This is a genomic window from Sphingomonas sp. (assembly GCF_025362505.1).
In the GTDB taxonomy this organism is placed as follows: Bacteria; Pseudomonadota; Alphaproteobacteria; order Sphingomonadales; family Sphingomonadaceae; genus Sphingomicrobium.
On record NZ_JANYGG010000138.1, the window covers coordinates 33,531 to 60,106 of the forward strand.

General features: G+C 64.9%; 25 protein-coding genes, 1 tRNA gene and 1 pseudogene. 14 read left to right on the forward strand and 13 right to left on the reverse strand.

Going from position 1 to position 26,576, the window contains the following annotated elements; translation table 11 throughout:
• Positions 1 to 224: 224 nt before the first annotated feature.
• Positions 225 to 1,052: a TIGR01841 family phasin gene (gene phaP, locus Q0R27_RS13215; protein WP_293945725.1), complete on the reverse strand. Its 828-nt coding sequence runs from the start codon at positions 1,050 to 1,052 to the stop codon at positions 225 to 227.
• A 117-nt stretch (positions 1,053 to 1,169) separates the two neighbouring features.
• On the opposite strand from phaP, the gene gmk reads away from it, so the two are divergent.
• Positions 1,170 to 1,823 carry a guanylate kinase gene (gmk, locus tag Q0R27_RS13220; protein WP_293945727.1) on the forward strand — a complete coding sequence of 218 codons (654 nt, stop codon included), beginning with the start codon at positions 1,170 to 1,172 and terminating at the stop codon, positions 1,821 to 1,823.
• Here gmk and Q0R27_RS13225 read toward each other — a convergent pair.
• The 6 genes from Q0R27_RS13225 to Q0R27_RS13250 form a co-directional block, all read right to left on the reverse strand.
• Positions 1,820 to 2,512, reverse strand: coding sequence for an ATP12 family protein (locus Q0R27_RS13225; RefSeq protein ID WP_293945729.1), 693 nt, complete (start codon positions 2,510 to 2,512; stop codon positions 1,820 to 1,822). The genes gmk and Q0R27_RS13225 overlap by 4 nt on opposite strands.
• Entirely contained in the window at positions 2,509 to 2,730 is a 222-nt protein-coding gene (locus Q0R27_RS13230; protein ID WP_293945731.1) for a hypothetical protein, read from the reverse strand. Before Q0R27_RS13230 ends, Q0R27_RS13225 begins: the two co-directional genes overlap by 4 nt.
• Positions 2,727 to 3,398: an HAD-IA family hydrolase gene (locus Q0R27_RS13235; protein ID WP_293945732.1), complete on the reverse strand. Its 672-nt coding sequence runs from the start codon at positions 3,396 to 3,398 to the stop codon at positions 2,727 to 2,729. Before Q0R27_RS13235 ends, Q0R27_RS13230 begins: the two co-directional genes overlap by 4 nt.
• A gap of 107 nt (positions 3,399 to 3,505) precedes the next feature.
• A complete protein-coding gene (locus Q0R27_RS13240; protein ID WP_293945733.1) occupies positions 3,506 to 4,669 on the reverse strand; it encodes an RluA family pseudouridine synthase in 1,164 nt (387 codons plus the stop codon).
• 27 nt (positions 4,670 to 4,696) lie between these two features.
• Positions 4,697 to 5,062, reverse strand: a complete 366-nt coding sequence (locus tag Q0R27_RS13245) for a ribose-phosphate pyrophosphokinase (protein ID WP_293945734.1) — start codon at positions 5,060 to 5,062, stop codon at positions 4,697 to 4,699.
• 11 nt (positions 5,063 to 5,073) lie between these two features.
• The gene (locus tag Q0R27_RS13250) at positions 5,074 to 5,742 is read right to left on the reverse strand and encodes a DUF4893 domain-containing protein (RefSeq protein ID WP_293945735.1); all 669 of its coding nucleotides are present in this window, start codon (positions 5,740 to 5,742) and stop codon (positions 5,074 to 5,076) included.
• Between the two features lie 124 nt (positions 5,743 to 5,866).
• On the opposite strand from Q0R27_RS13250, the gene rarD reads away from it, so the two are divergent.
• Positions 5,867 to 6,814, forward strand: coding sequence for an EamA family transporter RarD (gene rarD / locus Q0R27_RS13255; protein WP_293945736.1), 948 nt, complete (start codon positions 5,867 to 5,869; stop codon positions 6,812 to 6,814).
• A complete protein-coding gene (locus tag Q0R27_RS13260; protein WP_293945737.1) occupies positions 6,808 to 7,029 on the forward strand; it encodes a hypothetical protein in 222 nt (73 codons plus the stop codon). The genes rarD and Q0R27_RS13260 overlap by 7 nt, the downstream gene beginning before the upstream one ends.
• A gap of 14 nt (positions 7,030 to 7,043) precedes the next feature.
• On the opposite strand, the gene phaC is transcribed toward Q0R27_RS13260, so the two are convergent.
• Positions 7,044 to 8,783: a class I poly(R)-hydroxyalkanoic acid synthase gene (gene phaC, locus Q0R27_RS13265; RefSeq protein WP_293945738.1), complete on the reverse strand. Its 1,740-nt coding sequence runs from the start codon at positions 8,781 to 8,783 to the stop codon at positions 7,044 to 7,046.
• A gap of 49 nt (positions 8,784 to 8,832) precedes the next feature.
• On the opposite strand from phaC, the pseudogene Q0R27_RS13270 reads away from it, so the two are divergent.
• Positions 8,833 to 9,042: pseudogene (locus Q0R27_RS13270) on the forward strand (TRIC cation channel family protein); the annotation flags it as partial.
• Positions 9,043 to 9,459: 417 nt separating this feature from the next.
• Here Q0R27_RS13270 and Q0R27_RS13275 read toward each other — a convergent pair.
• Positions 9,460 to 9,645 carry a hypothetical protein gene (locus Q0R27_RS13275; RefSeq protein WP_293945739.1) on the reverse strand — a complete coding sequence of 62 codons (186 nt, stop codon included), beginning with the start codon at positions 9,643 to 9,645 and terminating at the stop codon, positions 9,460 to 9,462.
• A 119-nt stretch (positions 9,646 to 9,764) separates the two neighbouring features.
• Between Q0R27_RS13275 and Q0R27_RS13280 the strand changes: the two genes are divergently transcribed.
• The 8 genes from Q0R27_RS13280 (at position 9,765) to Q0R27_RS13315 (ending at position 16,600) form a co-directional block, all read left to right on the forward strand.
• A complete protein-coding gene (locus tag Q0R27_RS13280) occupies positions 9,765 to 10,214 on the forward strand; it encodes a TRIC cation channel family protein (RefSeq protein WP_366080396.1) in 450 nt (149 codons plus the stop codon).
• Positions 10,215 to 10,259: 45 nt separating this feature from the next.
• Positions 10,260 to 11,435, forward strand: a complete 1,176-nt coding sequence (locus Q0R27_RS13285) for an LL-diaminopimelate aminotransferase (protein ID WP_293945740.1) — start codon at positions 10,260 to 10,262, stop codon at positions 11,433 to 11,435.
• Positions 11,435 to 11,920 carry a DUF2721 domain-containing protein gene (locus tag Q0R27_RS13290; protein WP_293945741.1) on the forward strand — a complete coding sequence of 162 codons (486 nt, stop codon included), beginning with the start codon at positions 11,435 to 11,437 and terminating at the stop codon, positions 11,918 to 11,920. Before Q0R27_RS13285 ends, Q0R27_RS13290 begins: the two co-directional genes overlap by 1 nt.
• A gap of 78 nt (positions 11,921 to 11,998) precedes the next feature.
• Positions 11,999 to 12,991 (forward strand): class II fructose-bisphosphatase, encoded by a 993-nt coding sequence (gene glpX / locus Q0R27_RS13295; RefSeq protein ID WP_293945742.1) that lies wholly within the window; start codon positions 11,999 to 12,001, stop codon positions 12,989 to 12,991.
• A 51-nt stretch (positions 12,992 to 13,042) separates the two neighbouring features.
• Positions 13,043 to 14,815: a single-stranded-DNA-specific exonuclease RecJ gene (gene recJ, locus Q0R27_RS13300; RefSeq protein WP_293945743.1), complete on the forward strand. Its 1,773-nt coding sequence runs from the start codon at positions 13,043 to 13,045 to the stop codon at positions 14,813 to 14,815.
• 78 nt (positions 14,816 to 14,893) lie between these two features.
• A tRNA-Glu gene (locus Q0R27_RS13305) sits at positions 14,894 to 14,968 on the forward strand.
• A gap of 345 nt (positions 14,969 to 15,313) precedes the next feature.
• Positions 15,314 to 15,655: a hypothetical protein gene (locus Q0R27_RS13310; RefSeq protein WP_293945745.1), complete on the forward strand. Its 342-nt coding sequence runs from the start codon at positions 15,314 to 15,316 to the stop codon at positions 15,653 to 15,655.
• 444 nt (positions 15,656 to 16,099) lie between these two features.
• Positions 16,100 to 16,600, forward strand: a complete 501-nt coding sequence (locus tag Q0R27_RS13315) for a thioesterase family protein (RefSeq protein ID WP_293945747.1) — start codon at positions 16,100 to 16,102, stop codon at positions 16,598 to 16,600.
• A 497-nt stretch (positions 16,601 to 17,097) separates the two neighbouring features.
• Here Q0R27_RS13315 and Q0R27_RS13320 read toward each other — a convergent pair whose 3' ends face one another.
• Positions 17,098 to 18,015: a cyclase family protein gene (locus tag Q0R27_RS13320; RefSeq protein WP_293945749.1), complete on the reverse strand. Its 918-nt coding sequence runs from the start codon at positions 18,013 to 18,015 to the stop codon at positions 17,098 to 17,100.
• Between the two features lie 2 nt (positions 18,016 to 18,017).
• Positions 18,018 to 19,181, reverse strand: coding sequence for an aminotransferase class V-fold PLP-dependent enzyme (locus Q0R27_RS13325; protein ID WP_293945750.1), 1,164 nt, complete (start codon positions 19,179 to 19,181; stop codon positions 18,018 to 18,020).
• 262 nt (positions 19,182 to 19,443) lie between these two features.
• Here Q0R27_RS13325 and Q0R27_RS13330 point away from each other — a divergent pair, with 262 nt between their 5' ends.
• Both Q0R27_RS13330 and Q0R27_RS13335 read left to right on the forward strand, forming a co-directional pair.
• Entirely contained in the window at positions 19,444 to 21,801 is a 2,358-nt protein-coding gene (locus tag Q0R27_RS13330; protein WP_293945752.1) for a TonB-dependent receptor, read from the forward strand.
• Positions 21,802 to 21,811: 10 nt separating this feature from the next.
• Entirely contained in the window at positions 21,812 to 22,867 is a 1,056-nt protein-coding gene (locus Q0R27_RS13335; RefSeq protein ID WP_293945754.1) for a cupin domain-containing protein, read from the forward strand.
• Between the two features lie 79 nt (positions 22,868 to 22,946).
• Here the strand turns inward: Q0R27_RS13335 and Q0R27_RS13340 are convergent, their stop codons facing one another.
• Positions 22,947 to 24,455 (reverse strand): indolepyruvate oxidoreductase subunit beta family protein, encoded by a 1,509-nt coding sequence (locus Q0R27_RS13340; RefSeq protein WP_293945756.1) that lies wholly within the window; start codon positions 24,453 to 24,455, stop codon positions 22,947 to 22,949.
• On the reverse strand, positions 24,452 to 26,575 hold the full coding sequence (locus Q0R27_RS13345) for an indolepyruvate ferredoxin oxidoreductase subunit alpha (protein WP_293945759.1): 2,124 nt from the start codon (positions 26,573 to 26,575) through the stop codon (positions 24,452 to 24,454). Before Q0R27_RS13345 ends, Q0R27_RS13340 begins: the two co-directional genes overlap by 4 nt.
• Between the last annotated feature and the right edge of the window lies 1 nt (position 26,576).

Genomic DNA, 26,576 nt, shown 5'->3' on the forward strand with positions numbered 1-26,576 from the left:
TTGATCCTGCTGCAAGGCGAGAGTGACGCGCGCACCCCTTTAAACGGAAAACCATTGCCACAGTGCCAAAAAAACGGAAACGGCCGCTCCCCAGATACAGGGGGAGCGGCCGCTGATGACTGACCGAGGAGAGAAGGTCAGCCAATCTTGGTATTCGACGAGACCGTCATTCACGCTCTCGACAGGAGCGCGACGCGCTTCTGCCTCGAACGATCAGGCTCTTGTTACGCCGTCAGCTCGCTGAACTTCTCGGCGTTGACGCTGGCGCGGCTCGACAGCGGCTGCACCGCTTCACCGGTAAGCTTGACCAGCTGCTCGGTGAACTTCGAACCGTCGGCGACCATGCGGTCGAACGAGGCGCGGACCATTTCCGACTGCAGCTGGAAAAACTCGGTCGGCGACTTGGCTTCGGTCAGCGTCTTTACCGCGGCGGTGGTCTGCTCGACGCTCGACTTGGTCGTGGCGACGATCTCGGTGCCGAGGTCACGCGCGCCGGCGGTGGCGATGCGGCTCGCCTCGACGACCGCTTCCAGGTTGGCCTTGGCGGCTTCGGTCAGCTGCCCGGCGAATGCCTGGCTCTTGCGAACGGCTTCCTGGCTCTTCTCGCCGGCATCGGCGAACAGGGTCTGAAATTGATCGGCGCCCGGCAACTGGGTGAAACCGGCGAAGAAGTTGGTGGCATCGGTCATGGTCTTGGTTCCTTGAAAATAAGTGTTCGAAGTGGGGGCCGCGAGCGGCTTGACGGCGGCGGCGTTGATCGGCGACGCAACCTTGCGAACATATTTGCGCTTGGCGACGGTTGCGCTCGCCTTGCGATTGACCTTGCGGACTGCCTCGACGACCGCAGTCGCCGGGGTCTTGATGCGGGCAATGCGCGGCTTGGCGGCGGCCTTTACCGCCAGCGGGGCCGACTTCGCCGCAATCGGCTTGGTGACAAGAGCGGCCGTCGTGTCGGCCTTGATGGGGGCCGTCGCGTTGGCGGCTACTGCATCGGTAACATTCCTGGTCGCCGTATCGACTGCGCCTTCGACGGCGGTTGAAACTTCACTCATTAGTCAACTCCTATGTTGCGGTGCACAATACGCGAGTCGTCAAAGGGTTGCAAGAAAATTGTTGCACTGCAGCAAAAGCCTTCTTGACGTGCTGACACGGGCGCGGCAACAGCGGTCATGGACCTCGACCAGAATCAGGCGATCGGCCGCAAGCGACGCGGCCTGCTGATCGTCCTGTCATCGCCCTCCGGAGCGGGCAAATCGACCATCAGCCGGATGCTGCTCGACGCCGACCGCGACGTGACCATGTCGGTTTCTGCTACCACCCGCCCGATTCGCCCCGGCGAAGTCGAGGGCCGCGACTATCATTTTGTCAGCGAAGTCGATTTCAAGCGCATGGTCGAAGAGGGCGAATTCGCCGAATGGGCGCCGGTGTTCGACCACCATTACGGCTCGCCCCAGACCCCGATCAAGGCCGCGCTGAAGGCCGGCCGCGACGTCCTCTTCGACATCGACTGGCAGGGCACCCAGCAACTTCACGCGGCGATGGGCGAGGACCTCGTCCGCGTCTTCATCCTCCCTCCGTCGATGGTCGAACTCGAGCGCCGCCTGCGCGACCGCGGCACCGACAGCGCCGAGATCATCGCCAGCCGGATGAGCCGCGCCGCGGGCGAGATCAGCCACTGGGCCGAATATGATTATGTCCTGGTCAACGAGGATCCGGCGACCTGCCTCGCCGACGTCCGCGCGATCCTTGCCGCCGAGCGATTGAAGCGCTGGCGCCAGGCTGGCCTCGTCGCCTTCGTCCGCGATCTCGTCGCCCAGCGCTAACCCAGCAGCGACAGAAACCGCGCCGCGGCCTCGAAATCCGTCCGGCGATTGGCGAGCGATGCCACCGCCTCGTCATCGTCGCCCCACTGCTCGATCTGCCACCGTTCGTCGAGACTGACCGCTTCCCAGATCGTGTCCAGCGGCATCGCCTCCTCGACCACCGCCAGCGCCGCAACCAGCGAACCGCCGATCGTCACCAGCGGCGACAGCGCCGCCAGCCGATAGGCATCGAGCGCCGCCACCGCCTGGCCGAGACGCGCCACCGTCGCCGCCGGCTGCCCGATATGGACGATTGCGTCGGTCACCACGAAGTCGGCCTCAAACCGCCGCCGCGCCCACGCCAGCAGCGGGTCCCACTGTGCCGCCTGCCGCTGGACGAGCTTCGCCGGCCCCGCCGCGCGATAGCAGAACAGGTCCGCCTCGGCATATTTCGCCAGCCCTCCCGAGAACGTCACGGGATCGGGCGCAACCCGGTCGACCGCCGCATTGGCGAGCCCGGTCAGCGGCATCGCGCGCGGATCGACCGCCTCCCCCGCTCCCGACCATTCCGCCGCAATCGCCTCGGCCAAATCCCGCATCGGCACCACCAGCGCCACCCGCGACGGCGTCTTGAGCGGGCGTCCGTCGAGTTCGACTCCCCAGCCGTCTTCCGCCTCGACCGCCCGCGCCGCCGTCCAGAACCGCTTCATTCGCGCTCCCACCGCTTGCGCACCAGCCGCGGCAGGAAGATCGCCTCGACTACCCCGACCAATCCAAGCACGGCGCCAAGCGCGGGCATCCCGCCCGGCCGGACCAGCCCGGTCAACGCCACGGCAATGCCAAGCATCACCGTCGCCACGCCGCCCAACCGGACCAGCGCGAACAGCGCGAACCGCCGCTTCCACTCCGCTTCGCTGACTTTGCTCATGCCGCCCTCCTCACCAACGTTCGCGCCAGCCCGAGCACATCGGCCGGCTCCTCGGCGACGACCTGCGCGCCCCCGGCGAGCAATTCGTCCGCTTCATGATAGCCCCAGCCGACCCCGATCGCGCCGATCCCCGCGCCGCGCGCACAGCCCATGTCCCATGCCGTATCGCCGATCATCACCGTCTGCGCCGCCTCGGCCCCGGCCTCCGCCATCGCCGCCAGCGCCATCGCCGGATGCGGCTTCGACGGGTGGCTATCGGCGGTCTGCAGCGAAACGAACCGCCCATGCAGTCCGTGGGTTTCAAGGCAATGGCGCAAGCCCCGATCCGACTTCCCCGTCGCCACCGCCAGCGCCCAGCCGTCACCCGCCAGCGCCTCGATCAGTTCGGCGATTCCATCGAACAACGGCTCCTCGACCTCGCCCGCCAAGCGCAGCCGCTGGAACGCCAGTCGATAGGTCTCCGCCAACGCTTCGAGCTCGTTCCCGGCCGCATCCGGGACCAGCATCGCCATCGCCTCGAACAGGCTCAGCCCAACCACCCGCCGCGCCTCGCGGGCAGGCGGCGCCGCGCGGCCATGCGCCTCAAGGCTGGTCTTCAGCGCCGTATAAATCGTCGCCCCGCTATCGACCAATGTTCCGTCGCAATCGAAGATCGCCAGCCGGGTCATTGCGCGCCCCGCATCAGCGCCGCCAGCTCGCCTGCCCCGCTCCGCTCGACCCCGGCGGCCAGCATCGCCGGCTCATGGTCCCAGCGGAACACGCGATCGGGATGCATTTAGCGCGGCTTCCGGGCCGGCTTGCGGGCGACCGGCTTACCGCCCTTGCTCGGCGGCTTTCCTGATGGCTTGCCGACGGGCGCGGCACCACGGGAGCGCCGCTCGCCCTTACGGGCCTTGCGCGCGGTTTTCGCCGCCGCCGCGACGCGCTTCATCTTGACCTCGGTCGACTTCGCCGGGTCGGGCGTATCGATCGGCATCATGTCGCCCGCCATTGCCTCGAACCCGAGCATGCCCAGGCTCTCGGCGAAATGCGCCGGCAGTTCGGCGGTCACGTCGATCGGCTTGCCGTCGAGCCCGTCGACCCGCAGCCGCCGCGCGTGCAAGTGCATCTTGCGGCTGACCCCGCCGGTCAGGAATGCGTCCGCCCCGCCATATTTCGCATCGCCGACAATCGGATGCCCGATCGCCGCCATGTGCGCGCGCAGCTGGTGGGTCCGCCCGGTCAACGGCTGCAATTCGACCCACGCCGCGCGATTGCCGGCGATGTCGATCGTCCGGAAACGGGTCTTCGACGCCTGGCCATTTTCCTCGTCGACATGCATCTTCTCGCCGCCCGACCCCGGCTGCTTGGCCAGCGGCGCGTCGATCATCCCTTCTTCCGGCGAAGGCACCCCGATCACCAGCGCCCAATAGACCTTGCGCGCCGTCCGGCTTGAAAAGGTCTTGGCGAAATGCCCCGCCGCCCGCGCCGACCGCGCCACCAGCAGCACCCCCGACGTATCCTTGTCGAGGCGATGGACCAGCTTGGGCCGCTGCCCCTCCTCGTTGGCCAGCCCGTCGAGCAGCCGGTCGAGATGCTGGTGGGTCTTGGTCCCGCCCTGCGTCGCCAGCCCCGGCGGCTTGTTCAGCACATAGGCGTCGCGCGTCTTCTCGATCACCATCTCGCGGACGAAGCTTTCCTCCTCCTCGGTCAGCAGCACCACCGGCCGCGCGACGCGCTTGCCCTCGGCCGGCGCGGCTTCGGGCGGCGGCACGCGCAAGACTTGCCCGGTCTCGACGCGGTCGCCCGGCGCCGCGCGCTTGCCGTCCACGCGCAATTGCCCGGTCCGCGCCCAGCGCGACACGGTATTGAAACTCGTGTCGGGCAAGTGCCGTTTGAACCAGCGGTCGAGGCGGATGCCGTCGTCATCCTCGGCGACGGTGAATGTGCGTTCGGTCATCCCCGGGCGCTTAGCCGAGGTCGCCCGTCAAGGCGAGCGCCCGGCCCAATAGGCGAACGCCACGCGCTGCAGCCGCTCGACCAGCGCCGCCGCCCGCGGCCCTTCCCACGGCCCGACATAATCATGATCGCTCGCCCCGCCGGCTACCCACCAGCCCTGCCCCGGCAGCCCGTCCGACTGGCGCACGACCAGCACCGCCAGTGCGGGCTCGCCCCGTTCCGCCGACGCTCGATCGACCACGCCGAGCGTCACGCACAGCGCCCGCATCCTGGGTCGCGAAAAGCCATGGCCGAGCAGCTCGAGCAGCTCCGAATAGGTCAGCGCATGCCCCGCCGACGCCGCCGCGACGAGGTGCGCCCTGACCTCGTGCGGATCGCCTATGCTAGCCGTCACTTGGCTAACCGTCACTTGGGCTGTTCGGTCACCGGCGTCAGCTCGAACACGTCGAGCTTCGCTCCATTTCGCGGATACGGGATGACCAGCCGCCACACGAATGGCGCGACCCGCTCGACTACCCCCGCCATATCGCGTGCGGGATCCTCGCCATAGGCCTTGGGCTGGTCCTCTTCGCCCAGTGCAAGACTCCCGAGATAGACCAGCCGGCTGGCGACATCGTCCTCCCACAGCCGCCCCGCCGGACGCTGGCTGCCGGTCTGCTTGACGATCGTCAGAAGCTCGCCCTCGACCTCGACATAACAGAAGAACGGCTTGAACCGCTCGAACGCGACTTTCTTCTTCGGCGTGCTGCCGATCTCGACCATGCGACACGAATAGCTTCCCGGAGTCGGCGCTGGTCGCGCCAACGCCGCGCCGGACCTGAGCAGCAGTGCTTCCTTCTTAACCTCATCGCCAAATCCGCGGCTTCGCGCCTCAGCCAGCCCCTCGCTCCACGCCGACCCGATCCGCGCGATCCGTGCCGCGTCGGCGGCGCTGGCAACGCGTTGCCATACATCGGCCTTGCTCGGCGGCGCGACGGTGACGGTCGCCCCGAGGTGGCTCGGTGGCCTGGGCTTAGTCACGCAACCGGCCAGCGCCAGTGCGATCAGGGACACGGCAAGAAAGGAACGCGGCACGAATGATTCCTTCCGGGTAGACGGCACCTGCCTACACCGTGTCAGGCACCGATGACAGTTTCAACAAACACGCCGGTCACCACAAGGATTGACTTCGCCTTGTCCCGCCTTAGCGCCCCACCGGGTGAACACACCCTCGTCCCAGACCCGTATCGATCATCCCGAACGCCTCGGCTTCCTGCTCGGCATCGGCGCCTATTCCTATTGGGGCTTCCTCCCGATCTACTTCAAGCTGGTGAAGTCGGTCGAGCCGATCGCAATCGTCGCCCAGCGCGTCGTCTGGTCCGTGCTCGTTCTCGCCGTCCTCGTCAGCGCGGTGCGCGGCTGGCCGGCCGTGCGCACGGCGCTCGCCAACCCGCGCGTGCGCGGCCTGCTCGCGCTCAGTGCGCTACTCATCGCAGTCAACTGGCTGTTCTACGTCTACGCTGTCAACAACGGTCACATCCTCGCCGGCAGCCTCGGCTATTACCTCAATCCGCTCGCCAACATCCTGCTCGGCCGCTTCTTCCTCAAGGAAAAAGTCTCGCGACTGCAGTGGGTCGCGGTCGCCATCGCCGCGGCAGGGATCGCGGTCCTCGCCGCCGGCGCGCTCGGCCAATTGTGGATCAGCCTCACCCTCTGCGCGAGCTTCGCAAGCTACGGCCTCGTCCGCAAGATCGTCGCCGCCGACGCGCTCACCGGCCTCGCTATCGAGACCGGCTTCCTGCTCCCCGCCGCCCTCACCTTTCTGCTCCTGACTCACGTCCCCGGTGCCCCACTGCTGGCGCCAACTTCCCACGTCAGCCTGCTCATCGGTTTGAGCGGCATTATTTCGACCATCCCGCTGCTGCTCTTCGCCGGGGCCGCCCGGCGCCTGCCCTATTCGACGCTCGGTATGCTCCAGTTCCTCGCCCCGACGCTCCAGTTCCTGCTCGCCGTCTTCCTCTACGGAGAACCGTTCACCCGCGCCCATGCCATCGCCTTCGCCGCGATCTGGACCGCGCTCGTGCTCTACGTCATCGCGCTGGTCACCGCTGCGCGCCGCGACCGCTTGCCGAAGGAAGGCGAAGCGGTCATGCTCGGCGAATGCTGAACCTCGTCTCGCTGATCATCGGGCTCGTCGCCTTCCTGTTCGCGCTAGTCGCCTTCATTCCGCTGCTCGGCTGGATGAACTGGCTGATCATCCCGCTCGCGCTCGTCGGCACGATTGTCGGCGCGGCGAGCGCATCGAAGACCGGCCGCAACCTCAACCTGTTCGTGATCGTCGTCGGCATCCTCCGCCTGATGCTCGGCGGCGGGATCATTTAAGCAGAAATCCCGGGCTAGCGCGACTTCACGTAGCGCCCCGGCGCATCCTCGATCGCCTTGTATTTGCCCGCGCCGGGCACACGCGCGCCGTCGGCCTTGACCGTCCCCGCCGCCCGCCCGCGCAGCCACTCGATCCAGTCGGGCCACCAACTGCCCTTATGCTCGGTCGCCCCGGCGACATACTCGTCAAAGCTCGCCGGCGACGCGTCGTTGATCCAGTACTGATACTTCCCGGCGGCAGGCGGATTGACCACGCCGGCGATATGCCCCGACCCGGCGAGCACGAACCGCTTCGGTCCGGCGAGCAGGCCCATCATCCGCCACACGCTCTCGGGCGGCGCGATATGGTCCTCGCGTCCGGCCTGAATATAGGCCGGGGTCTCGATTTTCTTGAGGTCTATCGGCGTCCCGTCGACGACGATCACGCCCGGCTTTACCAGCAAATTCTGCCGATAAAGCGTCTCGAGATAATTGCGGTGCCACCCCGCCGGCAAATTGGTCGTGTCGCCGTTCCAGTGGAGCAGGTCGAACGGCGTCGGCTCCTGCCCCATCAGGTAATTATTGACGACATAGTTCCAGATCAGGTCGCGCCCGCGCAGCAGGTTGAACGTCGCAGCCATGTAGCGCCCGTCGAGCACCCCGCTTTCGGTCGTCAGCTGGCCAAGCAGTTCCATCACCTCGTCGCCAAGGAACAAAGTCAGGTCGCCGGCCTTCTCGAAATCGACCTGCGCGGTGAAGAAAGTGGCCGACGCGACCTTGTCCGCCTCGCCCCGCGCCGCCAGCAGCGCCAGCGTCGCCGCCAGCGTCGTCCCCGCCACGCAATAGCCGATGGTGTGAACCTTGCTCACGCCAAGCTGCTCGCGGATCACGTCGACCACCTCGGTCTGCGCTGCGACATAATCGTCGAGGGTCACGTCGGCGATGCTCTCGTCGGCCGATTTCCAGCTGACCATGAACAGCGAAACGCCCTGCTCGACGGTCCACCGCACGAAACTTTTCTCGGGCGTAAGGTCGAGGATGTAGAAGCGGTTGATCCACGGCGGGAACACGACCAGCGGCGTCTCGAGCACCTTCTCGGTCGTCGGCGCATAATGGATCAGCTGGAACAATCGTGTCTCGTAGATCACCTTGCCTGGCGTCATCGCCAGATTGCGTCCGACCTCGAATGCCCCGGCCTTGCTCTGGCTCATTTGCCCGGCCTTGATGTCGCCAAGCATGTTGCTGAGCCCGTTGAGAAGATTGTCGCCGCGGGTCTCGATCGTGCGGTGCATCACCTCGGGGTTGGTCAGCGCGAAGTTGGCCGGGCTCATCGCCTCGACGAAGCTCTTCGTCGCGAACCGCAGCCGGTGCCGCGCCGCCTCGTCGAGCCCCTCGATCTTGTCGACTGACCCGAGCAGCTGGTCCGAAATCGCCAGATACGACTGGCGAATCGTGTCGAACAGCGGATTGTCACGCCACTCCGCCGCCCCGAACCGCCGGTCCTTCGCCTCGCCCGCCTCGGCGAACCCGGTCAGCATCTGGCCCCACACCTCAAGCCCCTTCGACCACGCCTCGGCCCCCGCGGTCAGCATCGGCAGCGGGTCGGCCAGCGGCTTGGCGATCCCGCCCTCCTTGACCAGCCCGTCGGCCCACGCCTCCATCAGCATCTGCTGTGCGCGGCCCGTGACCAAGGTCCAGTGCTGCCAGTCCTCGAGACCCGGAATCGTTCCCGGCGAAGCATCGGCCGCAGTCGTCGAATCGGCTTTATCGGTCATCGGCTCACCTCTTGGTCGAACTCTAGCATGGATCGCGCTACGGTGAGTCATGACCCCGGTGCTCCCGACCCCGTCGCTGCCTGACGCGCTCTACCTGCTCGACTATTTCGGGCTGGCGGTGTTCGCCATTTCGGGCGCGCTGCTCGCCGCCGAGAAGCGCCAGACGCTCGTCACCTTCCTGTTCTTCGCGGTCGTCACCGGGGTCGGCGGCGGCACCGTGCGTGACCTGCTGATCGGCGCCCCGGTGTTTTGGGTCCACAGGCCTCGTCACACCTAAAAGAAGAAAAAGTATCGTTTCTAGACACTTATCTAGCGCACCGCTCTAATGATCCAGCGCCCCGATTTGATGGACTGTGGGTGGCAGGAAGCGCGATCGTTCAAGATGACGTGTGCAGATGAAGGCCCTGAACTAAAGCGGCAACGCCCTCTTTAATCGGTAGATTGGTCGCCCTTCTTGCGTCGCCGATTTATAGAAGCAGTGATCGCACCAAACAGGCCACCTCCTACAGCTGAACCAATGGTCGCGAAGGTAATCTGGCCATCTTTATTAAAGGGCGGGAGGCTTTGCACGACCGCAAAGGCCGCGCATGCTGCTATCCATAGCCATTGTAATGGAGTGAAACGTTTCCACATCTTCAGGTCCCCCAGCAAGCACATTCTATCTTTGGTACTAGGCTTAAGTCTTACCTGATTGAACGGCCAGCAGTCGTTTTTCAGCAACCGCAGCAGCCAAGTCCAGTTTTTCACGGATGCGCTCAACCGCTATTCTGATTTCAGTTGGTGTTGCCAGACAGGCGGTTTCGCCCATTGCTTCCAGTACCACCCCATCCTGAGAACGGCTAACCTCGAAGTTCATCAGCATACCAAGTCCTCCTCGGCTCACATACCGCAAAAAAACGGAACGAACCACGGCTCCACACAAAGTTAGGCGTTCCGCAAACGTAGGGGCCAGCCGGCAACAAAAACCTCAGAAAACTGCGGATGCAACTGTCAGGATGGTGTGTTCACCGCAACGCGACGCTCGGCATCTGCCTCGCCGCCGGGTTCGCGGTTTGGTTCACCGCGCGCCATCGCTGGAATGAGCGCGCGATCCTGTGGTTCGACGCACTCGGCCTCGCGGCTTACTCGACCTACGGCGCGTCGAAGGCGCTGGCGTTCGAGGTCGCGCCGGTCCCCGCCTTTGCGATGGGCGTGCTGACCGCCTGCGCCGGCGGCATCATTCGCGACGTGCTCGCCGGCGACCCGTCGATCCTGATGCGCCCCGAAATTTACGTCACCGCCGCCGCTTTATCCTCGGCGCTGTTCGTCCTGCTCCACGTCGTCGGCCTCCCCGCCCTCCCGGCCGCCGCGATCGCCTTCATCGCGGCGTTCGCGCTCCGGGCACTCGCCATTACCACGGGCCTCAAGCTCCCCGGCTATTCGGAACGCTGACCATCGCTCTTTCGCAGCGCAGCAAAATCCGCCAAACAGGATCCCATGGACGAATTCTACCGCATCCGCCGCCTCCCTCCCTATGTCTTCGCCGAAGTCAACGCGATGAAGGCGGCGGAGCGCGCGCGCGGCGAGGACATCGTCGACCTCGGCATGGGCAACCCCGATGGCGCCCCGCCCAAGCACGTTATCGACAAGCTGTGCGAAGTCGCGTCGAAGCCGACCGCCCACCGCTACTCCGCCTCGAAAGGCATTCCCGGCCTGCGCAAGGCCCAGGCCGCCTATTACAAGCGCCGCTGGAACGTCGATCTCGACCCTGACAGCGAGGTCATCGTCACGCTGGGCAGCAAGGAAGGCCTCGCCAACCTCGCGCAGGCGATCACCGCGCCGGGCGACGTCGTCCTCGCCCCCAACCCGTCCTACCCGATCCACACTTTCGGCTTCATCATCGCCGGCGCCGCGATCCGCTCGATACCCGCCGCGCCCGGCCCCGACTTCTTCGTCCGGCTCGAGATGGCGATGCGCTACACCGTGCCGCGGCCTAAGGTGCTCGTCGTTGGCTACCCGTCAAACCCGACCGCTTACGTCGCCGACCTGCCGTTCTACGAAAAGCTCGTCGCCTTTGCCCGCGCGCATGAACTCGTCGTCATTTCCGACCTCGCCTACGCCGAAATCTACTTCGGCGACGAGCCGACCCCGTCGATCCTCCAGGTCGACGGCGCCAGGGAAGTCGCGGTCGAGTTCACGTCGATGTCGAAAACCTACAGCATGGCCGGCTGGCGGATCGGCTTCGCGGTCGGCAACGCCCGGCTCATCGGTGCGCTCGCCCGGGTCAAATCCTACCTCGACTATGGCGCCTTCACCCCGATTCAGGCCGCCGCGACCGCCGCATTGAACGGCCCGCAGGACATCATCGCCGAAAATCGCGCGCTGTACAAAAAGCGCCGCGACGTGCTCGTCAAAAGCTTTGCCAGCGCCGGCTGGGACATCCCCGTTCCCCAGGCCAGCATGTTCGCCTGGGCCCCGATCCCCGAACAATATCGCGCGCTCGGCAGCATGGAATTCTCGAAGCGCCTGCTGACCGAAGCCAAGGTCGCCGTCGCGCCGGGCGTGGGCTTCGGCGAGGAAGGCGAAGGGTTCGTCCGCATCGCGCTCGTCGAAAACGAACAGCGCCTCCGCCAGGCCGCGCGCGGCATCAAGAAACTGCTGGCGAAAGGCTGATGCTCCCCGGCCTCACCGACCTAACGACCAGCAACGCCGAGGTCGCGCAGGTCATCCAGTCGGCGGTCGCACCGGTGTTCCTGCTCGCCGGCATCGGCGCCTTCCTCAATGTCTGCGTCGGCCGCCTCGCCCGCATCGTCGATCGCGCCCGCGCGCTCGAGCCCAGGCTGCTCGTCAGCCGCGGCAAGGAACATGATCGGATCATCGCCGAACTCCACATTCTCGACCGCCGCATCCGTGTAGTGAACACCGCCGTCTTCCTTTCGGTCAGCGCGGCGGTGTTGATCTGCCTCGTCGTCATCCTGCTGTTCGGCAGCCAGCTCACTGGTCTGCATTTCGGCAAGGCAGTCGCGCTGCTGTTCATCGCCGCGATGATTTCGACCGGGCTCGGGTTCGCCACCTTCCTCCACGAAACCCAGCTCGGCATCCGCGCCGTCCGCGTCCGCGCCCACATCCTCGAACATCAGCCCGAGGACGCCGACTGACGACGCACAGCCTCTCGTGCAGAGTCTCGACAAGGTCATAGCCCGCTCCTATCCCGACCACGAATACCGGGAGAGAACATGACCAATAACAGTAGCGTTACGGCCAGTACCGTCCTCGACCGCGTCCTCGTCCTCGAGATGGTTCGCGTCACCGAAGCCGCTGCGATCGCCGCCTCGCGTCTAGTCGGCCGCGGCGATGAAAAAGCCGCCGACGCCGCCGCCGTCGAAGCGATGCGCGCCGCACTCAACGAACTACCGATGGACGGCACCGTCGTCATTGGCGAGGGCGAACGCGACGAAGCCCCGATGCTCTACATCGGCGAAAAAGTCGGTTCGGCCCAGGGCACTGGCCCCAAGATCGACATCGCGCTCGACCCGCTCGAAGGCACCACCATCACCGCCAAGGCCGGCCCCAACGCGCTCGCCGTCCTCGCCATCGCCGAACATGGCCATTTGCTCAACGCGCCCGATACTTACATGGACAAGATCGCGATCGGCGCCGGCTATGAGCCCGGCCTCGTCGGCCTCGCCCGCTCGGCGACCGAAAACGTCACTGCGCTCGCGGCCGCGAAGGGCGTGCCCGTTGGCGAGATCATGGCCTGCGTCCTCGACCGCCCGCGCCACTCGGGCATCATCGCCGAGCTTCGCTCGCTGGGCTGCGGCATCATGCTAATCCCCGACGGAGACGTCGCCGGAGTTATCGCCACCTCCAACCCCGATAGCGGCGTCGACATCTACCTCGGCCAGGGTGGCGCCCCCGAAGGCGTCCTCGCCGCCGCCGCCTTGCGCTGCATCGGCGGCCAGATGGAAGGCCGGCTGTTCTTCCGCAACGACGACGAGCGCGCCCGCGCCCGCCGCTGGGGGATCGAGGACCTCGACCGCATCTACCGCCTCGAGGAAATGGCGAGCGGCGACTGCATCTTCGCCGCCACCGGCGTTACCGACGGCTCGCTCCTGTCCGGTGTCAAGCGCCTCCGCGGCGGCCTGCTCAAGACCGAAAGCATCGTCATGCGCGCCAGCTCGGGCACCGTCCGCCGCATCACCGGCGAACACCACAAGGGCCATGCCTGATCCCGCCTCATGCCACCTTCCGCCGGGCCAGTCCCTGCCCCATAAGGCCGCATGAGCCGCGATGATCATGCCTGTGGCGTAAGCTCTTCCGTCCTTTCCCAACCGTGGCGCTGGCGGCGCCAGGGGGGCCCGGATGCGGGCGGCGACGACCTCGGCCTCGACCTCGTCGATCAGCTGCTCCTTGCGCGCGGTATTGCCGCCGACGATCTCGCCCGCCACCGCGACCCGCGGATCCGCGATTTCCTCCCCGACCCGTCGCACTTCGCTGACATGGACAAGGCCGCCCGCCGCCTCGCCGACGCGGTCGAGGGCGGCGAGACGACCGCCATCTTCGGCGACTACGACGTGGATGGCGCGACCTCCGCCGCGCTGCTCACCCTCGTCCTGCGCCGCCTCGGGAATGAGCCGATCGTCTACATCCCAGACCGGCTGATGGAGGGCTACGGCCCGTCGGGTAAAGCCCTCGTCGAGCTTCACGCGCGCGGAGCGACCCTCGCCGTCACTGTCGATTGCGGCGCCCAGGCATTCGACGCGCTTGCCGAGGCCGCCGCCGCCGGGCTCGAGGTGATCGTCTGTGATCACCACCAGTGCGCCTCCGCGCTCCCCACCGCGCACGCCCTGATCAACCCCAATCGCCTCGACGAGAGCGAGATCGGCGCCGCCCACGGCCATGTCGCCGCGGTCGGGATGGCGTTCCTGCTCGGTACCGCGCTGCTCCGCGAATTGCGCCAGCGCGGCCGCTTCGCCGCCACCCCCGAGCCGAAGATCATCGACTTGCTCGACCTCGTCGCGCTCGGCACTGTCGCCGATGTCGCGCGCCTCAAAACCCTCAACCGTGCATTCGTCACGCAGGGACTAAAGGTCATGGCCGGCCGCCAGAACATCGGCCTCGCCGCACTCGCCGACGCCGCCCGCCTGACCCGTGCCCCAACCAGCCGCGATTTAGGCTTCGCGCTCGGTCCACGGATCAACGCCGGCGGCCGCGTCGGCAAGTCCGACCTGGGCGTGCGCCTGCTCACCACCACTGACCCGGCCGAGGCCGAGGCGCTCGCCGCCGAACTCGACCGCCTCAACGAGGAGCGCCGTGCGATCGAACTGATCGTCATCGAACAGGCCACCGCCGCCGCCGAGCGCCAAGCCGACGCGCCGCTTATCCTCGTCGCCGGCACCGGCTGGCATCCCGGCGTGATCGGCATCGTCGCCAGCCGCCTCAAGGAACGCTTCAACCGACCGGCGATCGTCGTCGCCATCGAACAGGACGGCACCGGCAAGGGCTCGGGTCGCTCGATCTCGGGGGTCGATCTCGGCGCCGCGATCCTCGCCGCGAAGGACAGCGGCCTGCTCGTCGCCGGCGGCGGCCACGCGATGGCCGCGGGACTTACCGTCCGCCCAGATGGCGTCGAGGCCCTGCGCGCCTTCCTCCACGACCGCCTCGCCGCCGATCTCGAGGTCGCCCGCGGCACCCGCTCGCTCCTCCTCGACGCCCTGCTCTCCCCCGGCGGGGTAGCGGCGTCCCTGTGCGACCAGCTCGACGCCGGCGGTCCCTATGGCGCCGGCTGGCCGAGTCCGCGCGTCGCCGCCGGCCCCGCCCGCCTGCTGCGCGTCGCCACCGTCGGCAACAGCCACGTCCGCGGCATCGCGTCCGGCGACGACGGCAAGAGCTTCAAGTGGATCGCCTTTCGCGCCGCCGACACCCCGCTCGGCCACGCCCTCCTCGCCAGCGGCCCCGACCGCCGCTGGTGGCTGGCGGGCTCGATAAAGCGCGACGAATGGACCGGCGGCAACGCGGCCGAAATGCACCTCGATGATGCGGCGTTTGTGTGAAGTCTGGTTCTTCCCACAAAAACTCGCTCCGGCTTGACCCTCGCCGCCCCCTCGCCTAATCGCCCGCCCACGCCTCACGGCCCCTTCGTCTAGCGGTTAGGACGCGGCCTTTTCACGGCTGAAGCACGGGTTCGATTCCCGTAGGGGTCACCAGCCTGTTAAGCTACTGAAAACAAACATTAAATTTTCACGACGCGGCCCTTTCCGATCAGTCAGTTCGGGGTTACACCGGGGTTACAAAGGGGTGCTGGTGCGCTCCAATGCGCTGATTGCGAGCTGTCGCAGTGCTAAGTAGACTTCCGAAAATGGCGGATTACCGGGACTTTTCTGAGGCCGTTTACGCGTGCAAAAAACAATTTCTAGCGGACGCGGCCCTTTCAGCCCGAAAGGCCGGGTTCGGGCGTAGCAGAGTGCGTCAGCGAGGAGCTTCAAGCTCCCTTGTGGAGTGTGCGTTACCCACTACGATTAGCCGTTACCACGCAGCCGTAGGGGTCTCCATTGAACAAGCTTTTCTACGGCGACAATCTCGGCGTGCTGCGCGACCATATCGCCAGCGACAGTGTCGACCTGATTTACCTCGATCCCCCGTTCAACTCGAACGCCAATTACAATATACTGTTCAAGTCTAAGACTGGCGACGGATCGGACGCGCAGATCGAGGCGTTTGAGGACACTTGGCACTGGAATGAGCATGCCGAGCAAGCCTTCGACGAGGTCGCGCGCAGCGGCAATACCAAGGCGTTCGACCTGTTGAACGCGATGCGTGGCTTCCTCGGCGACAATGACATGATGGCCTATCTGGCGATGATGGCGGTGCGCCTGATTGTGGATTGGCGATGACGCTGGACCCCCGTCGATTCAGGTCTACGACCATGAATTAGCAACGAAAACTGTCACCATGCCGGGGTCCCCGTCGGCGCCGATGGGGACCCCGGCCTTGGGCCGATTTAGAAAGAGAAATCAATTCAGTAAGCAAGGCTCTGGCAGGTTCCAGTTTCACCGCCGATCCACACGCTCGGATTTAACCTGACAACGCCCTAAATATGTCGCAGGGGTTTGATCTTGTATTAAAAGCCTCTCACCTTGGATTAAAGCGTTCCGGATCATCATTCAAAATGGCTCGTTCACAAACGAGGGCAGCGATACCAAATCAACGGCGATACGATAGGTGTGCAATTCGAAATTTGGCGATCGCTTGCTTTCAAGAAGGCACGCCGCGAACGGAATTATAGGAAAAGGGCGAGTTGCTGCCCTTCGACCGGCAACGACAAATCCGAGAAAAGCATGACGACGCACTCGGCGACCATACGAGGTCCAACAAATGATCATTGCGTGGGAACATCTGAAAGCCAGCGCCAGATGACATTTAAATACACCTTCCCCGTCCGCTTTGCGCACTGCGACCCGGCTGGGATTGGGTATTTCCCGCGTTTGCTGGAAATGCTCGACGGCGCGGTTGAGGATTTCATGGCCGAAGTGACCGGAGCAGATCGGGCGCAAACGCATTTGCGCGAGCGGCTGGGCATTCCGACCATCGACCTCCAGGTCCATTTCGCTCAGCCCAGCCGCTTGGGCGAATTGCTGACGTTCGAGATCAAACCGGTAAAACTCGGACGAACCTCGTTGACGTTCCAAACCGAAGTAACACGCGATGGCGAGCCACGCTTCTCCGTGAGTCAGACCGTGGTGCAGATAAATGTCGATACCGGCCGTCCTCATCCCTGGGCTGACGTAACACGGGTTTTGCCAGTGTTCGCTTCGGTCGCCGGGGGCAAGGCATCGTGACCGTGCATCGCACGCTCCTACCCTCCCCCCGGTTGGCCCGCCAGAAAGGATATTCCAATGGCATCGTCGCGCGCGGCACAATGATATGGACTGGCGGCGTTGTCGGCTGGAATATTGCCGAAGCACGTCCTGACGGCCTGACGGAACATTTGCGCCACTGTCGTGAAGCACCGTAAACGTGCGGGCGGAGAAAAGTGCTACGCCGACACATATTGTCCGGATGACCTGGCCCAGCGACATGCCGGCTTGCCCGGAGAGCATTCCCCCAATCGGCACAAATCGACGCGACAACATCGGCAAATTTTATGGCAAAGGCGGTCGTCGGCGTAACTCACCTCGTTGGAGCCGATTCAAGGCATTGTCAGATTGGCCATTTCTCATTCGCTTCCGGCTGATTGCCATATAAATATCCGAGCCCCTCGGTCCAATCTCGCCTGCCCTTAAGACTGGTGCCTTTGCTCTGTTAATTCCGCACCGCTCGTCGCAACTCGGACTTGCTAGCGGCTTGGGCGAAGCACGCCGTCGGTCCCGCGGACGAGCGGTGCCGACTGGCGCGGTAGTGGTGCACCAGGGGCGGCATCGATCGTCGTCCCATAAGGCCAGGATGGGGGAGCGATCGCCACGAACCGTGCAAGCCCGCCCGTACCGCCCTCGGGTCGGGCAAAGCCGATCGAGATCAGCGCACCGGCTTCGGGCACGTGGTCGAGGTTGGTGACCCCCTCGGCCTGAGCGAAGTCGTGGCCGAGCAGCCAGCGCTCGGCCACGAAATCGTCGGTCGTGTCGGTGTCAAGTGGTTCGTGGCCATGGAACAGGATGTGGCGGTCAAGGTGAAGCAGCTTGAGCGCATCGAGCGAAATGCCCGGGAACGGCCGGCGAGTGAAGCGCTCGGGGTCGTTCCATCGCTTCGACCAGTCGGTCCGGAACATGACCACCGATCCCGCCGGGATCCGGCCGTGGCGCTGCTCCCAGCCAAGCACGTCGGCGACGCTTGCGACATGACCAGGATCGGCGCGGGTCGCGGCCGAGAGGTCAATGACGACCAGCGGGCGGACGGCGATCGTCGCGGGAAAATCGCTGATCGTGGCGCCAAGGGGATTGCCGTGGGCCGGGGGATCAAGCTGAGTTCCGACCTGGTCCGTCGGCAGCTGGTAGGCGGTAATTCCGGCGCCGTGGCGGGCGTAGCCGAAAGGCTCTCCCCTGCCGATGAACCCGGGGACGTCGATCGCCGCGCGTGCCGCCGACACCGACAACCGGCCGAAGCCCGCCCACTTTGGATCGCCCGGTGCGAAGGCGTGGGTGAGGTCGATATATTTGGCGTGGGCGAAGTTCGCTTCATAAGCCGGCCAAAGACTTGCGGGGCGCGATGTCACGCACCCCGCCAGCGCGAGCAAGGCGAGCGGGACGAGCCGGCGCATCGTCAGAGCATCAGCGCGCGGTGGCACCCGATCGCGTGGAACACTCGCTCGACATCGCCCTCCTCGTTGTAGAAGTGCGGCGAGAGGCGGACATTGCCGTCACGCGAGGAGGTAACGATGTTCGCCTCGTGCAGCGCAGCCACCATTGCCGGAGCATCGTGCGAGCGCAGGGCGACCATCGCCCCGCGCCGCGTCGGCTCATCGGGCGTCGCCATCGGGATTCCGGCGGCGTGAGCGTGGTTGGCGATCGAGGCCGTTAGGCCGGCAATCCGTTCGCCAATCGCGGCAAGCCCGATCTCCTCGACGATTGCAAGGCCGGCGCGGGCGGCATAGACATTGGGGATCGGCGGGGTTCCGCCCTCGAATCGCCGCGCGCTGGCAGCAGGATGATGCGCGCGGGCATCCATTGCGCCGATGTCCTCCTGCGCGAACCAGCCGGTGGCGGTCGGCTGGAGCGCTGCAGTGGTGGCGCTGCGCGCGTAGAGAAAGGCGACGCCGGCCGAGGAGAGGAGATATTTGAGCGTCCCGCCGACGTAAAAATCGCAGTCCAGGGTAGTCATGTCGATTGGCATGGTACCGATAGCCTGGAACCCGTCGATCAGAACATGAGCGCCCTTCGCCCGGGCAAGCTGCGCGATCGCGGCGACGTCGAGCTTCTCGCCGTTGCGGTAACAGACGTGGGTCACGGCGACGATCCGCGTGCGTTCGTCGATGACGTCCGCGAGCCGCTCGAGCAAGCTGGTGTTGCCGTTGGCGACGACCCGTTCAACCGTCGCTCCGCGCGCTTCCTGCGCATACCAGATTTGCGCGTTGGTCGGAAACTCGAGGTCGGTGATGACGACCTTGTCGCGGTCCTGGTCGAAGGTCATCGCCGAGGCGACGGCGTTGATCCCGGCCGAGGCCGAACCGGTCACGGCAATTTCATCGGCGGTGCATCCGAGCAGTCGCGCGACATCGCCGCGCAGGGCTTCATAGCGACCGATCCATGCGTCCCAATGGCTACCATGGGCGTGGCGATCGGCGAGATATTCAAGATAGGCGGCCTCGACCGAGTCCGACAGCAAGCCATAGGAACAGCTGTTCATGAAGCATTGACGGCGAAGCAGCGGGAAGCGCGCGCGCAGGGCGTTCCAGTCGGGGGCGATGGCAACGGTTGAGTCGGTCATGGTTCCTGCCTTGCATTGAGAATAGAGCATTGAACTACGTCGGAATTCACGTGAATATGTGATCTAAAAGCAACAGGCCGTCGCAGTTTCACGAATATAGCAGTCGTCCGCGTTCCCGCTAGATGTTTTAGGTTGAAAATAAATTTCATCCAGTCATGTTTTGCCATGACGATCGTCGGCACTGGCCTGCGATCGTTCAACGGCCGACGGCATGGCGTCATGCTTGTCGGGGGATCGAGCCAATGTTCGACAAGGGGGACTTATGACCGACCTGCGCAAGGGACTATTCGCAACGACCGCAGGGCTGGTGCTCGCGGCACTTACCCAGCCGGCGCTGGCTCAGCCCGCGTCGGGTCCCGAAGTCCCGGCACCCGCCCGCCCGGCGCCGGGCGACCAAGCGACCGGTGCCCCGGTCACCTCGACCTCCAAGCCCGACGAGAATTCAATTCCCGACATCATCGTCACGGCAACCAAGCGTGGCGACGAGGCGTTGCGCAACGTGCCGATCGCGATCCAGGCGTTGACCGGCGACACGCTCGCCAAGGCCGGCATTACTCAGTTTAGCGAATATGCCGGGCGCGTGCCGAGCCTGTCGTTCCAGGACCTCGGGCCTGGCGACAAGAAATATGTCATCCGCGGTGTTAACTCGACCGGCGCTGCGACCGTCGGCGCCTATTACGACGAAGCGGTGATCAGCGCCGATAATCGCAACGACGGCGGCGGTCGCAACGTCGATCTCAAGCTGTACGACATCGCCCGCATTGAAGTCCTCAAGGGGCCGCAGGGAACACTTTATGGCGCCTCGTCGGAATCGGGCACGATCCGCATCATCACCAACAAGCCCAACAGCCGCGAGTTCAGCGGCTATCTCGCCGGCGAACTGTCGCAGACCCGCAAGGGCGGCACCAACTATAACCTCAACGGCATGGTCAACCTGCCGCTGGCAACCGACAAGCTGGCGCTGCGGCTGGTCGGCTGGCGAGTCGACGACAGCGGTTATATTGACCAGATCCGCCTCCCCGCAGGGCGCAGGAACGACGTCAACAATGACGACACCTGGGGCGGCCGCGCGAGCCTGCGCTTCACGCCGACCAACCAATTGTCGGTTACTGCTTCGGCGACGTACCAGAAGACCCATTCCAACGGCTCGTCGCGCTACACGCCCGCTGGGACCCAGAGCTTTTCGACCGTCGGCTATCCGCCGGTGGCGGGTGGCGACCTGCTCAACACCGACCTGTCGCGCAGTCCGCTCGACGACAAGGTCAAGATCTTCAGTCTGACCGGCGAATATAATTTCGATCACGGCAGCATCGTCGCGACAACCAACTATTTCGACCGCAGCTTCCTTTTCAATTTCGACAGCTCGCCGATTCTGTTTTATTTTGGCGTGCCGATCTCAGGCATCACCATCCAACCGCAGTCGCGCAAGATCTGGTCGAACGAGCTGCGCTATGCGTCCAAGTTCGACGGCCCGCTGAACTTCGTGGTCGGCGGCTTCTACAGCAAGGAAAAATCGAACTTCGACGTTCAGGTTGTCAAGATCAACGCGTTCGGCGACCCCGCTGGACCGTTTAGTGGCCTCAACGCCGACGACGCTCTGTCGAACCCCAACGGCAACACTTTCTTTGGCCGCTACGACAACAACCGCCTCAACCAGTATGCCGCGTTCGGCGAGGCGACCTTTGCCTTTACCCCGACCGTCAAGGCGACCATCGGCGCTCGCTATTTCCACTCGAAGCTCAGTTCGGTTCAGGAGACAACTCACCCGTTCGGCGGTTTTGGGCCCAACCCGCCTGGGGTGCTGCGCAATGAGGCAAGCGACCATAAGACGACCTTCAAGGGGAACGTTAGCTGGAAGCCGAGTGAGCAGATATTGCTCTATGTGACCGCCGCGCAGGGTTTTCGTACTGGCGGTCTGAATCAGGCCGACTTGCCCTTCTCGTCGTTCATCCCACGCAGCTACGGCTCGGATTCGCTGTGGAATTACGAAGTCGGGACCAAGCTGACGCTGCTCGGCGGCAAGCTGCGGCTTGACGCTGCGGCATATCGCATTGACTGGTCGAACATCCAGGTCGGCGCGGTCGATGCCACCGGCGCCTTCCCCTTTACAACTAATGCCGGGACCGCGAAGGTCGACGGCGTCGAGGCCGACCTGAACGCGCTGCTGGCGCGCGGCGTGACGCTGGAAGTGGGCGGTTCATACCAGAACGCCCGGCTCACCTCGGACCAGCCAGGAGCGACGCCACGACCGATCACCCTTGGCTTAAGCGGCGACCGGCTGCCCAACGTGCCGCGCTTCAACAGCAGCGTGAACCTCGACGTCGACCGGCCGATTAGCGAGCGCTGGAACTACCAGCTCCACGGCGATGTCACCTATCGCGGAAGTTCCGACACCAAGCTGCGCCGCAGCATCGACCCGAACAATGTCCATCTGGCGAGCTATAGCTTGGTCAACCTGCGCGCGGGCGTCAGCGACCGGGTGTGGACCGTCACCGCGTTCGTCCGTAACCTGTTCGACAAACGGGCGCAGGTCGATGCCATCTTCTCGTCGCAGGACCCGCTCGCCTATATCACTGTCCGACCGCGGACGATTGGTATCGGCGCCGCTCGCAAATTCTGACGAGGACAAGATGGACGAGCCCGCAGTTGCCGCCACCAAGCCATGCCTCGTCGCCCTCGTCGAGGGACGGCGCTATTCGTGGTGCAGCTGCGGGCTGAGCAAGAACCAACCGTTCTGCGATAACTCGCACGTCGGCACCGGGTTCAAGCCGATCCTTTTCAAGGCGCAGGAGACCGACGAGGAATTGTTGTGCGCGTGTAAGCGCACCAAGTCGCCGCCTTATTGTGACGGATCGCATAACAGCCTGACTGCGAGCTACGGCGCGCCGATGGACGAAATCGCCTCCGACGCGGCGATGGTCGAGCCGAGCGACCTCGGCAATGGCGCGAGTCGCGCCGCGCTCGATGCCAACTGTTTCGTCATCACCCCGCGTGGCGCCGCCGAAATCTATGCCGGCGGGCTCGCGCTGTATCAGGTGATTGGGCCGCGTGATGGGGCGAGGCGATTGAGCCAGTTCGCTGGATCGCTCGCCCAGGGCGCCGGGCCGATCGTCCGTTTCGCTGACGCCGATGCGGTAATTTACGTCATCTCGGGCAGCGGCACGATCGAGATTGGATCGCGGCACTTCGCGCTTCCGGCGGAGAGCGGCGCTTATGTTCGAAAGGGCGAAGCGTTTCGGATCCACGCCGACGATGCGATCGCGCTCAACATCACCGTCTGCCCACTGGGACCGCTTCCCGAAACACTCGACACGATGCCGCAGATCTTCGACGATGCCGTCGAGAAGAGGGTCGAACCGGTCGACGCTTCGGAGCGTTCGGCGATGGCTGATCGATATTATCAGGTACTCGTCGACGGTGAAAAGCAGGGCACCGAAGTGACCCAATTCATCGGCCACATCCCCTTCTCGCGTGCCGCCCACCACCGCCACCTTTACGAAGAAACGCTGACCGTGCTGTCGGGCCAAGGGGTGATGTGGACCGACACGACCAAGACGGTGATCCGACCGGGCGACACCATATTCCTACCGCGCAAGCAGTCGCATTCGGTCGAATGCACGAGCGCCGAGGGGATGATGATCGTCGGGGTATTTTACCCGACGATGTCGCCCGCCATTAATTACTAGTGCCTGATCGTTTGAGGTGGAAGCGCTTCGCGCTTCCGGCGAGAGCGTAAATCAGGCTCTAATTATCTATCAGTCCTGATCAGGCTGCACGCGGCACCGCGGCCTGGCCAAGATCGGCGATGGCGCGGGTTAGTGCACGGCCCTCGTCGTCCTTGAGCGCGGCCTCGCGCAGGGTCTGCACGAGCGCCGCCGAACCGGGCCGTTCAACAAGTTGGGGCAGGCTGCGCATGATCATTGCGAAGTTATGGAGTCCGCGCGCGTGGGTGTCGCCATAGCCTTTGACCAGCCGCTGGCAGCGGATGATCTCAACCGCCAGCTGATGATCCGTCCGGCACGCGTTCAGGGCCGAGGTGAGCCACCCGATGATACGATCCTGTTCAAGCCGGTAGCGAAGCGTTCCACGACGCCAGCGGCGCAGCCGGGCAATGCCGTGGAGCAGGAGAAATCCACTAATGCGCGAGGTGGTGATAGTCCGGTCGCGTTCGAGCAGCGGCGCGATCAGACGCCGGCTGCGATCCGAGGCAAGTAACCGTTCGCCGACCCGCCACGGCAGCGTGTCGCATAGTTCCTCAAAACGAGGGTGCATATATTCGGTGACGTCGACGATGTGTTCGGGTTGCCCGCGGGCCTCGACCAACACGCGCGCCAGGCGGCTGCCGCGGGTCTTGAGGTCGGCAACGCGGATGACGTCTTCATAGGACATCCACAAGGCCAGGTAGCGGGCGGCTTCGCGGGTCAGGGTCCAGTCAGGATCGGGCGACAGCTGGCGCTCGGCATCAGCGACGGCCGACAGTCGGTCGAGATAAAGCGAGGCATAGGCGGCATCCTGGTAATCAGCGAGCCGCTCGATGCCGATCGTCGCGGTCGGCCAGGCCGCCTCTGGCAGGCGCTGGGCAAGGATGGTGCGCAGGTGCGAAAGCCCGGTCAGCACTACCGGCGGCGGTGCCGCATCCTCCCGCTCGACCGGGGCAAGCGCTCGGTCGAAGGCGGCGGCGAAGGTTCGCAAGCTTGAATTGACCCCAACCCCGCCGGCGCGAATGGCATCCTCGAACGCCGCGCGCGGAAATGGCAGCGCGCCCGATCCGGCGAGGGCACCGAACAGCGCCGCGCTGATCACGCTGCCATCACGCTCGGCGAGCGCCTGATAGTCGGCGAGGACCAGCCGCCGCGCCGCCATCCGGCAAGCGTCGAGAATCCTCACCGGACTGGTGATGCCGTCGCCCATTGCCGATTTCTCGGCGATGGCGAAGATGCGGTGGCTCGACGCGATCAACGTGGTCCGGTCGGGCGTCACGAGGCCACGGGCGATCGCCCGACCGGCTTCCATCAGTTCGGCGGCGACGACGATGTCGACATCGCCCGGGACCGGCATCAGTGCCTGGACCGGCAAGCGGCCGGCGGCGTCGGGCGGGCAGAATTCTAGATAATAGACGGTCGCCCCGGTGCGCTGGGCAACCCCCGGAACTGAGGTCGCCTGAACGAGCCAACCGCAGGAATCGGCGGTGGCGACGAGCCAGTCGGCGAGCACGCCTCCTCCCTGCCCGCCGAGCGCGTTGATCGACAGGCGGATCGGCGACGCCTCGCTCATGCCATCCTCGCCTGCCGACGCCGCTCGCTGCCAGTCTGGAGCCAGCTGATGAGCCTCGCTGAAGTGCGGTGGCGAAGCCGGTCGAACCGCGAGGGATTGTGGACGATGTCGGCGCGGAAGAAGCTCGGGCAGAGCACCGCGGCGTGCGCGATCTCCCCGCACACGCCGCATCCAACGCAATCATTGTTGACCGCTGCGACCGGGTCCTCGCGCAATGGGTCGGGGTTGGGCTTGACGGTCAGCGACGGACAACCCGACAGTCGGATGCAGCTATGGTCGCCCGTGCACAAATCCTCGTCGACTCCGAAGCGCTGCTTGACCATCCGCTTGCCCTGCTTGACTGCCTTGGCGAATAACGGCTTTTCGCGGCGTTGGCGGTTGAGCATGCATTCCGACTGGGCGATGATCACCTTGGGCCCAAAATGCTTGGTCAGCATCGCTTCCTTGAGCGTGCCTTTCATCTTCTTGAGGTCGTAAGTACGGACGGTCCGCACCCAGTCGACCCCGACCCCGCGCACCGCCCGCTCGATCTCGTGGCCGGTGCTGCGGACAGTGTTCTCGGCCCGCGATGAAAGCAGGTCCTGCCCGCCGGTTGCGGCCGAATAATCATTGTCGACGATGACCAGCACATTGTCGTTCTTGTTGAACACCGCATTGCCGACGCCACTGGTCAGACCGTTGTGCCAGAACCCACCGTCGCCCATCACGCTGATTGTCCGCCGCGCCGAATCCTTGACGTTGAACGCCGACGCGCCGGCCCAGCCAAGGCCGTAGCCCATGGTCGTATTGCCGATGTTGAACGGCGGCAGGATCGAGAAAAGGTGGCAGCCGATGTCGCATGACACGTGGATCGGCCCGAGCTCCTGCTGCAGCAGTTTCATCGCGGTGAACACCGGCCGTTCGGGACAGCCGGTGCAGAAGCCCGCCGGGCGCTGGGGGACGTCGGCAATGGCGATCGACGCGGGCGGGCGCGAAGATGGCGGCACACGACCGATCGCGTGGCTAAGGAAATCGGCCAGAGCATCGCCGATCACCTGCCCGGTGTATTCTCCCGCGCGCGGGAAGGCATCCTTACCCGACAGCTTCGCCGCGACTCCGCGCTGGCGCAGGATGAAGGCGATCGCCTGCTCGATATATTCCGGCTGGCCTTCCTCGATCACCAGCACCGCGCGCTTGTCGTTGCAAAATGCGGCAATCTCGTCGTCGACCAGCGGATAGGTCACGTTAAGCACGTGGATCGGGATCTGGGTTTCGCCATAGCGGTCGGCCAGTCCGGCAAGTTCCAGCGCACGGATAAGGCCGTTGTACATCCCGCCCTGAACGATGATGCCAAGGTCGGGATGCAGTGCGCCGGGAAAGGTCTCGTTGAGCCCATGCCTGACGATATAGTCGATCGCAGCGGGCCAGCGGGTGGCAATCTTCTCCTGCTCATGGGCGAAATTGGCGGGCGGCAGGACGATCCGGTTGGTATCACGAACCGGTGCATCCATCGCCTCCTTGAGCGACATCGCCGAGCGGCGGTTGTCCTTGGCCTCGAACCGGCCGTGGAGGTGGCAGGCCCGAATGCGCAGTTCGAGCATCACCGGCGTGTTCGACGCTTCGGACAGGGCGAAGCCATGCTCGACCATGTCGACGATCATCGGCAGATTGGGCCGCGGATCGAGCAGCCAGATTTGCGACTTCATCGCGAAGGCGTGGCTTCGCTCCTGCATGATCGACGAGCCTTCGCCATAATCCTCGCCGACGATGATCAGCGCGCCACCGGTCACCCCGCCACTGGCGACATTGGCGAGCGCATCGGATGCGACATTGGTGCCGACGGTCGATTTCCACGTTACCGCGCCGCGCAGTGGATAGTTGACCGACGCCGCGAGCATTGCTGCGGCGGACGCTTCCGACGCCGACTGCTCGAAGTGGACGCCAAGTTCCATCAGCAGCGGGTTAGCGTCTGCGAAGACGTCCATCAGATGGCTGATTGGGGCCCCTTGATAACCGCCGACATAGGCCACGCCCGACTGCAGCAAGGCTTTGGTGACAGCAAGGATCCCTTCACCGTGAAAGGTCTCGCCCGCACCAAGGCGAAGCGACTCGACCTCTTTCGCGAAGGAGCGCTCGGCCATG

What these genes read in the sequence shown, in the direction of transcription:
- phaP (WP_293945725.1), bottom strand. Translation starts at nt 1,052, where the DNA reads ATGAGTGAAGTTTCAACCGCCGTCGAAGGCGCAGTCGATACGGCGACC.
- gmk (WP_293945727.1), top strand. Translation starts at nt 1,170, where the DNA reads ATGGACCTCGACCAGAATCAGGCGATCGGCCGCAAGCGACGCGGCCTG.
- Q0R27_RS13225 (WP_293945729.1), bottom strand. Translation starts at nt 2,512, where the DNA reads ATGAAGCGGTTCTGGACGGCGGCGCGGGCGGTCGAGGCGGAAGACGGC.
- Q0R27_RS13230 (WP_293945731.1), bottom strand. Translation starts at nt 2,730, where the DNA reads ATGAGCAAAGTCAGCGAAGCGGAGTGGAAGCGGCGGTTCGCGCTGTTC.
- Q0R27_RS13235 (WP_293945732.1), bottom strand. Translation starts at nt 3,398, where the DNA reads ATGACCCGGCTGGCGATCTTCGATTGCGACGGAACATTGGTCGATAGC.
- Q0R27_RS13240 (WP_293945733.1), bottom strand. Translation starts at nt 4,669, where the DNA reads ATGACCGAACGCACATTCACCGTCGCCGAGGATGACGACGGCATCCGC.
- Q0R27_RS13260 (WP_293945737.1), top strand. Translation starts at nt 6,808, where the DNA reads ATGCTGAACCTCGTCTCGCTGATCATCGGGCTCGTCGCCTTCCTGTTC.
- phaC (WP_293945738.1), bottom strand. Translation starts at nt 8,783, where the DNA reads ATGACCGATAAAGCCGATTCGACGACTGCGGCCGATGCTTCGCCGGGA.
- Q0R27_RS13275 (WP_293945739.1), bottom strand. Translation starts at nt 9,645, where the DNA reads ATGCTGATGAACTTCGAGGTTAGCCGTTCTCAGGATGGGGTGGTACTG.
- Q0R27_RS13280 (WP_366080396.1), top strand. Translation starts at nt 9,765, where the DNA reads ATGCAACTGTCAGGATGGTGTGTTCACCGCAACGCGACGCTCGGCATC.
- Q0R27_RS13285 (WP_293945740.1), top strand. Translation starts at nt 10,260, where the DNA reads ATGGACGAATTCTACCGCATCCGCCGCCTCCCTCCCTATGTCTTCGCC.
- Q0R27_RS13290 (WP_293945741.1), top strand. Translation starts at nt 11,435, where the DNA reads ATGCTCCCCGGCCTCACCGACCTAACGACCAGCAACGCCGAGGTCGCG.
- glpX (WP_293945742.1), top strand. Translation starts at nt 11,999, where the DNA reads ATGACCAATAACAGTAGCGTTACGGCCAGTACCGTCCTCGACCGCGTC.
- recJ (WP_293945743.1), top strand. Translation starts at nt 13,043, where the DNA reads ATGAGCCGCGATGATCATGCCTGTGGCGTAAGCTCTTCCGTCCTTTCC.
- Q0R27_RS13315 (WP_293945747.1), top strand. Translation starts at nt 16,100, where the DNA reads ATGACGACGCACTCGGCGACCATACGAGGTCCAACAAATGATCATTGC.
- Q0R27_RS13320 (WP_293945749.1), bottom strand. Translation starts at nt 18,015, where the DNA reads ATGCGCCGGCTCGTCCCGCTCGCCTTGCTCGCGCTGGCGGGGTGCGTG.
- Q0R27_RS13325 (WP_293945750.1), bottom strand. Translation starts at nt 19,181, where the DNA reads ATGACCGACTCAACCGTTGCCATCGCCCCCGACTGGAACGCCCTGCGC.
- Q0R27_RS13330 (WP_293945752.1), top strand. Translation starts at nt 19,444, where the DNA reads ATGACCGACCTGCGCAAGGGACTATTCGCAACGACCGCAGGGCTGGTG.
- Q0R27_RS13335 (WP_293945754.1), top strand. Translation starts at nt 21,812, where the DNA reads ATGGACGAGCCCGCAGTTGCCGCCACCAAGCCATGCCTCGTCGCCCTC.
- Q0R27_RS13340 (WP_293945756.1), bottom strand. Translation starts at nt 24,455, where the DNA reads ATGAGCGAGGCGTCGCCGATCCGCCTGTCGATCAACGCGCTCGGCGGG.
- Q0R27_RS13345 (WP_293945759.1), bottom strand. Translation starts at nt 26,575, where the DNA reads ATGGCCGAGCGCTCCTTCGCGAAAGAGGTCGAGTCGCTTCGCCTTGGT.